5 protein-coding genes are annotated in these 12752 nt (G+C 44.2%); 1 reads left to right on the top strand and 4 read right to left on the bottom strand.

All coding sequences use genetic code 11. The annotated features are described in order from the left end of the window. Positions 1-157 precede the first annotated feature (157 nt). Positions 158-6634, top strand: a complete 6477-nt coding sequence (locus RH949_RS07265) for a CHAT domain-containing protein (RefSeq protein ID WP_446352382.1) — start codon at positions 158-160, stop codon at positions 6632-6634. Between the two features lie 74 nt (positions 6635-6708). Here the strand turns inward: RH949_RS07265 and RH949_RS07270 are convergent, their stop codons facing one another. From RH949_RS07270 to RH949_RS07285, 4 genes are all read right to left on the bottom strand, one after another. Then, positions 6709-7398 (bottom strand): hypothetical protein, encoded by a 690-nt coding sequence (locus RH949_RS07270; RefSeq protein WP_446352383.1) that lies wholly within the window; start codon positions 7396-7398, stop codon positions 6709-6711. Next, positions 7391-9832 carry a CHASE2 domain-containing protein gene (locus RH949_RS07275; protein ID WP_446352384.1) on the bottom strand — a complete coding sequence of 814 codons (2442 nt, stop codon included), beginning with the start codon at positions 9830-9832 and terminating at the stop codon, positions 7391-7393. The genes RH949_RS07270 and RH949_RS07275 overlap by 8 nt, the downstream gene beginning before the upstream one ends. Positions 9833-9983: 151 nt before the next feature. After that, the gene (locus tag RH949_RS07280) at positions 9984-11204 is read right to left on the bottom strand and encodes a DUF1822 family protein (protein WP_446352385.1); all 1221 of its coding nucleotides are present in this window, start codon (positions 11202-11204) and stop codon (positions 9984-9986) included. A 90-nt stretch (positions 11205-11294) separates the two neighbouring features. Further along, entirely contained in the window at positions 11295-12740 is a 1446-nt protein-coding gene (locus tag RH949_RS07285; protein WP_446352386.1) for a hypothetical protein, read from the bottom strand. Between the last annotated feature and the right edge of the window lie 12 nt (positions 12741-12752).

A 12752-nucleotide genomic window follows, 5' to 3' on the forward strand; every position in this document is an offset into this window, starting at 1 on the left:
TATATTTCCGGCGCAATCTGGGGTAAAATTTCTGGCAAACAAATTAGTGAACCGATGAGAGAGATTCAGGGCGACCTAATCAGAGTTATCGGTTGGTGGGCATAATTTTCGGATCGCCCCTATTCCCGTTCCCAATTTTTGCATTTACCTGGAGGACATGATGCTGTCATTTCTGAAACGAGTCACTCAGTTGTTAATGTTGTTGATTGTCATGAGTGTCTTTGGTGTTGGGAAAGTGAGGGCGCAATCGATTACTCCGGCGCAGGATGGCACGGGAACCAATGTGACGACGAATGGGAATCGGCATGACATTGATGGGGGTAGTTTGTCGGGGGATGGGGCAAATTTATTCCATAGTTTTGAGCAGTTTGGCTTGAGTGAAGGGGAAATTGCTAATTTTTCATCGAATCCGAATCTTGTGAATATTTTGGGGCGGATTCGTGGGGGAGATCCGTCAATGATTAATGGTTTGATTCAGGTGACGGGAGGGGATTCTCATCTATTTTTGATGAATCCGGCGGGGTTTGTCTTTGGTGATTCGGCGGCGTTGAATGTGCCGGGAAATTTTACGGTGACGACGGCGAATGGGATTCAGTTTGGTTCGGGTTGGTTTAATGCGACGGGGGCGAATGATTATCAGGGGTTGGTGGGTAATCCAACTGGGTTTGGGTTTACCATGGCGCAACCAGGTGCCATTGTCAATGAGGGGAATTTGGCAGTGGGTGCAGGGCGGGATTTGAGTCTGGTTGGGGGTGCGGTGGTGAATACCGGGGAGTTGGAAGCGCCAGGGGGAGGCGTGGTTGTCTCGGCGGTTCCGGGTGAGAATTTGGTGCGGTTGAGTATTCCGGGGAATGTGTTGAGTTTGGAAGTGGAACCCTTGGGGGAGAGTCAGCCAAATGGGTGGAATTTACCGATTACGGCGTTACCGGATTTGCTGACAGTGGGGGCTTCTGGAGTACAGGGGAATTCCGATGGTACGGTGCAGGTGGCTGGAGTGCAGGTTCCAGGGGATGCGGGGACAGCGATTGTATCGGGTGAGGTGGATGTGTCGGGGGAGATGGGGGGTAATGTTGGGGTTTTTGCGGAGAAAGTGGCGGTTGTGGGGGCTGAGATTGATGCTTCCGGGGTAAAGGGTGGGGGTAAGGTGTGGATTGGGGGGGATTATAAAGGTGAGGGAACTGTGCCGAATGCCCAGCGGACTTTGGTTGATGGGAGTTCGGTGATTAATGCCGATGCGGGGGTGAATGGGGATGGGGGAGAGGTGATTGTTTGGGCGGATGAGGCGACGGGGTTTGATGGGAGTATTAGTGCGCGTGGGGGGAGTGATTCTGGGAATGGGGGGTTTGCTGAGGTTTCGGGTAGAAACTTTTTAGATTTTCAGGGAAATGTCGATACCCAAGCACCAAAAGGTCAAAGCGGTTCTCTGTTGCTTGACCCAACAAATATAAATGTTGTCTCAGGTGCTGGGAACACTTCAGACACAACTATTTTCTTTGGCGATCCGCCTACTGATGCTCAGGTGTCAGCAAGTTCTATAAGTAATGCAACATCCAATGTTATCTTGCAAGCTACAAATGATATTAGTTTTCAGGCTCCGATTAATATTACTACTCCTGATGTCGGGTTAACTGCCGAAGCAAACAACAATATCAGAGTTTTGTCCAGTATTACTACCAATGGGGGTAATTTTACTCTCAAGGGGGACAGCGATAACAGCGGCGAAGGTCTAATCACAACTTTTTCTGGTACGTCAATATCGACAGGAGGCGGGAATATCCGTATAACTGGAAGTAGCGGTGATAATCAAGAAGGCATCTTACTCGACAGTTCTATTAACTCAGGAAGCGGAACTATTGCCTTGACTGGAACTAGCAAGGGTACTGGAGAATTTAGCAGAGGCATTACCATTGGTCCGAACGGCAATCTCATTTCAAATGGAGGGATGATTGTCCTTACCGGAACCGGTAATGAGGGTACAGGAATTATTCTCTTCGGACTGATTGATTCCGGAGGAGGAAATATCAGCGTTACTGGAACTACCAGCGGAGTCAATACTGATCCTAACGAGAACATTCGTCCGCGAGGTATTAGTATCAACAGCGCAGCCACTTTTATTTCAAATGGCGGGAATATCATATTTAATGGGAGTAATAGTAATGGTCCAGGCATTTCTACCTTTAGTCTAATCAACTCAGAGGGCGGAAATATCACTTTTACCGGAACCAGTACGGGGACTGATGAGTTTGGAAGAGGCTTAAGTATTAATAGCGATATCCTTTCAGAGGGTGGGGATATCACCTTCACTGGAACTGGCAATAATGGTTTAGGCATTTTCATTGATAACAATACCTTAAACTCAGGGGGAGGTGAGATCCGCTTCACTGGAACTAGCACTGGAATGGGTCAGTTTAGCACAGGTATCGGTCCTAATCCCGGAGGCAATATCCTTTCAGAGGGCGGAAATATCACTTTCATTGGGATTGGAAGAGATGAGCCAGGTATCGAACTCCAAAGTTCGCTAAACTCAGGGGGAGGAAATATCAATCTTACTGGGAGTAATGCTAACAGTGATCCCCTCACCTTTTCAGCCGGAAGCACTGTAGAGGTTAACGCCAACATCACCACAGCCGGGGGAGATATCAATATTACTAGCGGTGGAATAATTGATACCACTGGCGGCACTCTCAATTCTGGTTCTAGCGGTAATGGGGGTGCGATTAATCTCACCGCGCCTAACGGCAATATTAATACAGGCGACTTATTTTCTTTCTCACAGCTTTCTGGGAACACTACAGCCGGTAACGGTGGCGGAATCACCCTGAATGCTGGCGGTGATATCAATAGTGATGTTCTCAATTCCAGTTCTACTCGGGTTATCGGTGATGGGAATACCGGAAATGGGGGAACCATTTCCCTGGAAGCTGGAGGCAACATTCAAGTCACTGAAGTCGATACTCGTTCCCAGATTATCGCCAGTAGCCAAGTGACTAATCGCACCGCCGGAAATGGCGGGGACATTACCCTGGAAGCGGGTAATGATATTACAGTTATCGATCGCTTACTCTCTTTTTCCCGTATTGGCATCACCGATGGTGATGGTACCGCCGGAAATGGCGGCGCAATTAGCCTCACAGCCGGAGGAAATATCAATATTCCTGGTGCAGATTTCGGTGGTACATCTCAGCCAATCTATTCTGAATCGCGGGTAAGTGGGAATGGCACAGCCGGAAATGGTGGAGCAATTACACTGACGGCTGAAGGGGGAATCACGATTAATGGTGTCCCTGGGGATATTCTTGGCGCTAATGCCATACGTGCGGGTTCTGTGGTTGGCGGTGATGGTATAGCCAGCAATGGCGGTGCGATTAAATTTGAAACCCAAAGCGGCGATATTAATATAGATGTACTCGAAGGCGCGATCGAATCAGCTGCGGTTGTTGTCGGTGAGGGGACAGCCGGGGATGGGGGTACAATTACCTTTGATTCCGGAGGCAATATCAACGTAGCGAACCCCGTTATCTCAGGTACAGGGGTAGGCACGGGTACAGCAGGAGATGCAGGGGCAATCACATTTAACGCCTCTGGCGATATTATCACTGGTGTCGATACCAATATCAGCGGCGTTACCTTATATGGCGTTGATGCTCGTGCATTGAGTGGGGGTTCAGGGGGTGCAATTAGCATCACCAGTCAGAATGGTTCAGTTGATACTAGCGCCGGAACCGTAAATAGTAGTTCTGTTGCTGGTACGGGAGGTGAGATATCTCTCTCGGCTGCTAACGATAGTGCGATCGCAACCATTGCGACGACGAACAATAATGTGAATGTGGATGCTCCTCTTAATCTGACTAATGATACATCCATTGATATTGACGGTACGGGAGGCAATGTTAACTTTAACGATACAGTCGATGGCAACCAGAATCTAACGGTTAATTCCGGTAGCGGTGATAGTAATTTCAACGCCCCAGTGGGTAACAGCCAACCTCTAGGAAATCTCCAAGTCAACTCGACTGGAACTACCCGGTTCAACGATACGGTTCAATCCGCTAGTCTAAGGACAGATACAGGGGGAGAAACTCAAATTAACGGCGATGTTACCACCACGGAAACCAACGGGCAAAACTATGGTGATAATGTCCGAATTGACGACAACCTTACCCTCAATAGCAACAATAATCCCATCACCTTTAATGGGACTCTCAACAGTCAAACTGGGGAAAACAATGATCTAACCGTTAATGCCGGAACGGAGAATATTACTGTCAACTCCCCAGTAGGTAACACCCAACCCCTAGGAAATCTCGAATTCAATACAACCGGGAACACTCAGATAAACTCAACTGTCCAATCCACTAGCCTGACGACAGATACAGGTGGAGAAACTCAAATTAACGGTAACGTCACCACCACGGGACTCAACGGACAAAACTACAATGATAACGTCCGAATTGACAATAACCTGACCCTGGATAGCAACAACAATCCCATCACCGTTGAGGGAACAATTAACAGCCAATCCGGTGAAACCAATAGCCTCACCATTAACTCCGGTAACAGCAATACCAGCTTCAACGCAGACGTAGGAAATACCAGTTCTCTCGGTGACGTTAACATTAACAGTACCAACGACATTAACACCCAAAACCTGACCGCTAACACCATTAATCTCACCTCAGAAAATAACGTCAACACCGGGAACCTGAATACCAGTTCTACCACCGAAAATGGTGGAGACATTTCTCTAGAAGGGACAAACGTTACCACCGGAAACCTGGATAGTTCCGGTATCAACGGTGGGAATATATCCATCGAAGCCACCACCAGCATTGAAACAGGCACAATTAATTCCAGCGGCGCATCTGGCAATGGCGGTGATGTTACCCTTGACCCAGAAAATGATGTTGAAGTCAGCTCAATTAACGCTCAAGGTGGTGAAAATGGAGTCGGTGGAGACGTAGATATTACCACCGAGCAAAATTTACGTGTCACCGGAACATTTACCGACCAAAATGGTACTAACGCTAGTATTTCTACCGCAGGGGGAGAAGACGGTGGTTCCGTTACAATTCGTCACGGGGGAGGTTCACAAAATACACCATTTGTGGTAGGAGATGCCACGACAAATGGCACAGCAGCGGCGATTACCACTGGGACGGATAATACAATTGCACCCGTTCAATCCTTTCCTGGTTCTTATACTCAAGGAACGCCGCCAAATGATATTCAGATTATTACTGAAGATCAACCAATCTCAGAACCACCACCACAGGAAACCTCACCCAATCCACTGAATCCTCTTGCAGAACAACAATCGGTTGAAACTATTGAGAATATTCAGAATGAACTGAGGAAAATTGAGGAAGCGACTGGAGCAAAACCAGCGATTATTTATGTATCATTTGTGCCTAAAGAACTCAGCAATGAGATACGGGAAGAACAACTGGGACTAAACCAAGAAGCTGAGTACCAAGATAAACTGGAATCCCAAGTATCCTCAGATATTCTTTTTAAACAACCAGATGATGATGACATCTTAGAGTTAATTTTAGTGACAAGTGATGGTAAACCAATTCGCAAGGTAGTTTCCGGAACAAGGGGGGATGAAGTACAGGAAAAAGCTAAAGATTTTTATGATGAAGTCAAAGGTGCGCCTCCTCCTATAAATGATGTTCCTAATAGAGATTCAAAGCTATTTGAGCTTGCTCATCAGTTCTACGATTGGCTAATTACTCCTCTAGAGAATGATTTGTCAGAGAAAAAAGTCACAAATTTGGTGTTTGTGATGGATATCAACTTGCGCCAGTTGCCTCTGGCAGCTCTCTGCCGAGAACAACAAAACTGTAAAGAAACTTATATTGTGGAGAAATACAGTGTTGGTCTTATGCCCAGTATGAGTCTCACCGATACTCGGTACGTTGATATCAGAGAAACACAAGTTATCGCTAGGGGAGCAAAAGAGTTTGATGATAATAATCAGAGAAGTTTGTTAACTGTTCCTGAACAAATACAACAGATCGAAAAAATATGGAAAAATGGAGGAGATTTTTCTCAGAACGATGAAGATTTGACTAAAGATAATCTTCAATTGAAGCGTTCACGGATACCTTTTGGCATCCTCCATCTAGGCACTCATGCAGAATTTAATGTTGATTCCCCCGATAACTCGTACATTCAGTTTTCTGGATCTGAACGCTTAAGATTGAATGAAATTAGACAACTAGGTTTTAATAAACCTTCTTTAGAGTTGTTAGTTTTGAGTGCTTGTAAGACAGCTTTAGGGACTGAAGAGAGAGAGTTGGGTTTTGCTGGATTTGCCCATTTAGCTGGAGTCAAATCAGTTTTGGCAAGTTTATGGGAAACTAACGAAGTTGCAAATTTAGCATTGAGTACAAAATTTTACAGACAGTTGTCAGATCCAAAAGTTATCAAAGCAGAAGCTTTGAGGCAAGCGCAACTCGCAATGATACACAACCAAGTATCTGTAGAAAATGCTCAGTTATCCTTTGCTCCCGAACTAGGAGAAAATATACAAAACATACAGCTACCCGACGAATTAGGAAACATAAAGGCTCTTGAGTTATCGCATCCCTACTACTGGGCAGGTTGGACAGTAGTTGGAAATCCTTGGTAGCTGTATGGATGGTAAAGTATACAGGAATAAACATTCACGCCTATATAGACCTTACGTTGGGTCTTTTCTTATCACTACTTACACTCCTCATTAACGTATTCTTGCAGTGTGCGCTTCCACTCTGACGATGAATTTTGGACTGAAAAAGTTTCCCGAATGACATCTAACCAAAGATCCTCTTCTGCAAATATTTCAGCTCTTGCCAAAGCCATTTCTTCAGTATTCATCATACTGGTTTGATTGACTAACTCAGCTAACTTAGCTTCAATACGACGACGCTTTTCATGGTCAGACCCTAAAACAAAAAACCTAATTTCCTTTTCCTTCGTGATCCTTTGTTCATTATCAATCGTTTCGTATGTCATTACACAAGTGTATTCTTGTCCAGGTTCAAGTGCTGAACCACCATAAATAATGCTTTGTTGATTCTGCTCCTCTGGAGTTAAAATATGAGGAGACCAAACAATATCGGGTTCGCCAGCACGGTGGCTCACTTCAATTTGTGTGACGGTTCCTTGCCAAACAAATAAAGGGCGATCACTCCAGGTAACGAGGAAGTTTGGATTAGAAGGATTTGGCGCAATCGCACAAAACTCACCTTGTGTAGATCCTGCTGTTGGTTGCCGGCGAAATAAATCCCTTAATCTTTCAATTACAGATTTATATTTTTCAGCCTTACTTTTGTCAATCATTAGCCAAGAGCTACCGGAAAAACTCAAGGCACTAAGCATTATTAAAAACTGTCTCCTGAGCAATTTACGCATGACGATTCCTCCTGAAAATTGGTAGAATATAAACTAAAAAAACTAGAGATGGAAAAAACAACGGAATTGACACCAAAGCGGAAATGTAAATCTGTAATCCAATAATTTCATAGAAAGGTGTTGTCCAAACCAACATGACTAAGCTGCGCTGACGTTGCTTACGTTCCTGTTTGAGCAGCATCAGAGCCATCCCTTTCCCCAAAAGTGCTGCCAAAAGAATCATCCAAAAATTGGGAATCCATATTACTCGATGCTGTGATAGGAGCTGGTAAACCATATAAGCATGAGCTTCACCTGCGGTAAAAACATCAGGGCAATTAACCTTTTTTTCCTGTGGCTGATTCTGGAAATAACACCAATATCCAATTGCTAGAGGAACAGAATACCTATCTTGAGCTTCTTCATACCCTCCAGACGTGATAATGGCAACTTGTTTTTCGATCCGCTTTTGGAGTTCTGAATTAGGATCGGGTAAACCAGAACCGATAAACTCCTTAGCCGATTCTCGCTCGTAAACTTGTTGGGGTGGGATAGAAAAATCAATGATTGAATGCAGTCCAAAAGGAGCAAAAGCTCGTTCAAGGGACGCGATCGCGCTATCCTGATTCCTCTCATGGTTCAAAAATTTACTGACTCTCTCCTGAAAGCTATTTAACTTTTGGGCATCAGTTGAACTTTTGAGTATCTCTTGCGGTTGAGGTAAATCGGCTAAAGAGTGGTTTTGATTTAAGAGATAAGACAACGCTAACGAGTAGGCAAAAGGACATGATTTAGCACAAGTGGGATCTTTCGGTAACATAACATCCCAGGATAAAAGGGCTGTATCGCCTTGAAAACTCCATTCGGATTTAGCAATAGTCGGCACAACATCTTTTTTCTTCGCTTCATCGACGGCAAACACAAACCAAATATCTTTTGTTTCAATAGCCATTTTGATAGAACTAGCCAAGTCTTGTTCGTTAGGTTCCTGAGTATGCAGACCATAATTAATTCCAATTGTTTTAATGTTTAATTGTGAAAGCCGATTTATCAATTGAGCTAGATAGCGCCGATCCATCGGCATGATTTTAAAGTCTTTGAGGGTAGTTATAGCTTCATTAATTGACTCCTGATCAATGGCAATTAATCGAACAGGGGGTGTACCCTGTGGTAACTGGTTGGTTAAATCTCGATAAACAGCCTGAGATAATTGGCGAACATCCAACAACAAGTCTTGTACTGGAACCAAAAAACTGAGAACCAAAGCCGCCGATAACGCGATCGCCTCCCGCTTCGTCGGTTTCCAAGTGCGCCAAAACCGCTTCAACCCCAAGGGTTCAATCTGAAACAAATCCGCTTGGAGAGATGGGTGACGAAACAGTGATGGAATTAAATACGCCGATGGATAAGCATACTTCTCTGTCTCAAAATACTCACAAGTTTCCCAAATAGCCGTTTGAATATCCTTATACTCTGCCAAACCTTGACACAACTTATGCAGAAATTGATGGGCTGCGGTATCGTGGATTTTTTCCCGCATCACCACCACCTGACTTAATCCCAACCGAATCAGGGATTCAGCGATACAGATTCCATTGCAAGAATTGAAAATCGCCACCCGCAATCCGCGATTTTTCGCTTCCGTAAGTTGATCTTCAATCTCACTAATCGATAGCGTCACACCGGGAGCTAATTCTAGCTTGCCACCTGTTAGTGCTGTTTCATTACTATGTCCCGCAAAAATCAGCGCATCCCAACCTCGATCATCCAACAAGCGTTCAATAAAGTCTTTTTTTATATCCTCTGACTCCAATTTAACCTCATCAACCGTTGCCACTTTCTTCAGCAACCGCACTGCTTGCTTGTCTTTATTGAGATCCAGTTCCGTTGCATCTGCCAAAATTGCCAAAATTCGAGGCTTTCCCCGCTGAGGAATAGTCCCTGCTTCAATGACTTTATTCCCCGCATTAATAGCCGTGCGTGAAATATGAACCAAATCTTTAGGCGCAATTTCCCACATTTCCCAAGGGAGTCTAGCTAAATCTGGGGAATCACAAGCAATTAATAAATCCACGCAGTTATTGTTCCCCTTCCATAGCTTTTTATCCGATAGTTTGTTAAATGTTACACTTTGAATTTCGTCACGAATTGGCAACAATTCCACACTACCTAGCCACTGATAAAAATTTTCAAGTAAAGCAGCTTTGGCTTCCTCCGATCTATTTTTCCAATCCACTTGTTTAGGAGTAAAAGAGAAATCATCTTGAATTTCTGCCCTCAACGGTACTCCATAGGAGCGTTCATAAGACGCTCTCCAGTTTCGATATAAGTCATCCAACTCTCCGGGATATTTGAGTTTAGCCAAAATAGGCGGTCGTTCTCCGCAGGTGAGTTGGAAGCTGCAATCTTGACCGATACGCAAAACATTGAGTTGGAAAACAGTGCAGAGGTTCATAGAGGTTAGCCGTTGTCGATCGGTTGTGCGCTGATTTGCCAGAGATGAATCATAAGATATTGTGGTGGATAAAACATCACTTTCTCTTAGGTTAATGAGTGGTAATGGTGCGTTACGCTACGCTAACACACCCTACAGATAGAGACTATGCCTAAGTTCTCACCCAGGACGATTTAGCAACCGAAATGCTTCTAAATCCAGGCATTTTTTTCTGGATAGTACCAGAAACTTGATCTGGATTGAAAGCAAACGACTCTAAAGCAAACTCCTCTCCCTGTAGCTCAATTGTCGCAGTAAACTGTTCGGTCACGTTTGCGATTAACCGCACCATCAGATAATAATCATCCCTTTCCAGTGTTTTGTCGTACAAAACACTATTGATATCCTTAACTTGTAACCGGATGCCTTGGGGTAAAAAACCACCGGACGGCATACCCAAAATTAAGAGTAATGACCACTGCGGAGTTGACTCACTCGACGTAGGCGGTAACGCCCAAATTCCCGCCAAAACTTCTAAAGATGTTTCTCCTAGAGAGATTGTTCGACAACTACCAGAAGCTTGCGACGGGATATTAATACCCCGATCCATCAATTGTGCGATCGCTGTATCAAAAGATTCAATAGAACGGAAACCCGTTGCTGTAGCAGGTATTAGGGGTGCAGGCAATCCCCATCCTAGACTGTGAGTCAAATCATCAATTTCATCTCGCAACCACAAACCAAGATTGATAACGTGATCAGACAAAGATGTCGGCAATGCTGGAATAACATCGTCAGTTAAAGACTTTTTTTCAGGTAGCGGAATAGCACTTGGTTCTAAGTAACGTGAATAGAACAACAAATGATTCATCTCAGACTCAAACAAAGACAGCGGAATCTGATAATATTCATCACCGCCAACCTGCAACTTAACCGAATCTCGGTAATCAATCAGCTTGTCATAGCGCAATAAACCACTCAAAACCACCTGTTCCTGCTCTTCCAAAACCTCCATCACTACATAAAAATGACCCGTCAATTCCGGTAAATCCACCGCCCGATTTGGCACCAACACATTATCAGTCAACTCCTCAGTCACAATCAAACAAACCTGAAACTCACCCACCTTCACCTTACAAACAGCATCAATCCCATTATCCCGTTGAAACAGTGAACAATTCTCTCGATTGACAGATAAATTAGCATCCCGTTGATTAACCCATCGTTCAAAACCAATCAGTGCCAAACCATTCAAATAGGATTGCCATTGCTGCGCCTCACCCGTGACTGGGTTACTAATCCGTGCAGCTTCCTCAAAATCCTCTGGTTCCAGCCAAATCGATTCAGGTAACCATTGAGCCAACTTAGTTTTATCTTGTGAGTAACTCATCATCACTGTTCTCCTGTGGTAAACTCATTATCATTTAACTTGTATTCCTACACACCATCAGCAACACCCTCGATTTGCTTTCTTTAACTCACATCAGCTTAAACTCTTTAAATAACGACACAGATATTCAGCATACTGGCTGGAACGGTTCCTTGTCCCTGATCTGAGTTCCGCAATCGCCTGATTAAATAGTTCATCGTCCACAAAAACCTCCACTTGTTCCATCAAATTACTTAAATAATCTGGCTTCTGGGAAACTCCAATTAAACCGAATTCCTTCGCTCGTTCTAAAATTCTCTCCAGCAATGTATTCACGGTTAGGAATCGCACTTGCTTTAATAGTTCTTTCGGCTGTAAAATCCGAGTAACCTGAGTCTGATTCGTCATCTCCAACATCTCAGCAATTTGACGTTGAGACATACTCTGACAGTAGAATAGTCTCAATCCTGGAATCAGCTGTGACGCAAACACCGCGTACCTTCTACGGTTCTGTAAATCAACCATGCGATCGCGAATCCCCTGTTCAATTGCCCATGTAAACACATCTATCAATTGCTCACGGCAAAACTCTAACCATTCATTTTCCTCGGCTTCCTCCGAGTCAACATTAGCATTCGGATCAGGTGGATCAATCTCTCCCGTATCTGGATCAGTTTTATCCAAAGGTTGTAGATAGTAAGGATAACCCCGCTGCTGCCAAATTCTCTCCTGACGCACCAATTCTGCCACCCGTCTTAATTCCCGCATCAATTCAGATGGAGAATTAATTATCACCCCGCTTGCTTGTAAAATAGCCAGCATTTCGTTTAATTGAGCGGTGGAAGGCTCTAAACATCTTCCCGTTTGTCTTTGCTGGCGTCTGTCGCGACGGTAGACACGATGAAAAGCGTCTAATAAAAGGTGATTTAGTCCATCTAAACGTTCTGGTTTAGCCTTATTCAACAGCGCCCAATCACTGACCAGACATAACCCATATTCCCGCAACAAAAAATTTTGTAACTCTGAATTCTGTTTAATTAGAGAATACGTCCAATTTCTGAGACTCTGGGAAGTTAAACTCCGCTGAAACGTTCGCAAAACCTCAACGGCAAAAAAGTTGTAAGAACTGTGTTGAGGTTGACCATTTCCATCCAGAACCTGTTGACTTGTCCCCTCATCGTTCAAAACAATCAAAGATTGTCCATCATCATTCAGCACCAGCGGCAGTATATCGGCTACATGAAAATCATACTTCAACCCGAAATTGCTCACCAACCGTCTCACTGCACCCAGAATATCGTAAGAGACAAAACATCTCAAACACAGCCCCGCGATCGCACGCTGGTAAATATCTATTTGATGTTCCTGGTTTTTGAATTGTGATAATAATAAATTCTGCACCAATTGATTCTGCTCTTTCGATAACACAGTGACATCAGAAAATTGCGGAAACTGTTGCTGAAAATACTCCCTAGCCGCTGTAATTACCAAACCCTGATTACAACCCTGATTAAAGGAATTAATTCTCCGTATCGTCCAATATCTCGATTGTTCTACCATTGTTCATGCTCT

Origin of the sequence: Coleofasciculus sp. A1-SPW-01 (assembly GCF_040217205.1) — a bacterium.
In the GTDB taxonomy this organism is placed as follows: Bacteria; Cyanobacteriota; Cyanobacteriia; order Cyanobacteriales; family Coleofasciculaceae; genus Coleofasciculus; species Coleofasciculus chthonoplastes_A.

Bases quoted from the DNA above. Each gene is read 5' to 3' on its own strand.
- RH949_RS07265 (WP_446352382.1), top strand. From the start codon at position 158: ATGATGCTGTCATTTCTGAAACGAGTCACTCAGTTGTTAATGTTGTTG.
- RH949_RS07270 (WP_446352383.1), bottom strand. From the start codon at position 7,398: ATGCGTAAATTGCTCAGGAGACAGTTTTTAATAATGCTTAGTGCCTTG.
- RH949_RS07275 (WP_446352384.1), bottom strand. From the start codon at position 9,832: ATGAACCTCTGCACTGTTTTCCAACTCAATGTTTTGCGTATCGGTCAA.
- RH949_RS07280 (WP_446352385.1), bottom strand. From the start codon at position 11,204: ATGATGAGTTACTCACAAGATAAAACTAAGTTGGCTCAATGGTTACCT.
- RH949_RS07285 (WP_446352386.1), bottom strand. From the start codon at position 12,740: ATGGTAGAACAATCGAGATATTGGACGATACGGAGAATTAATTCCTTT.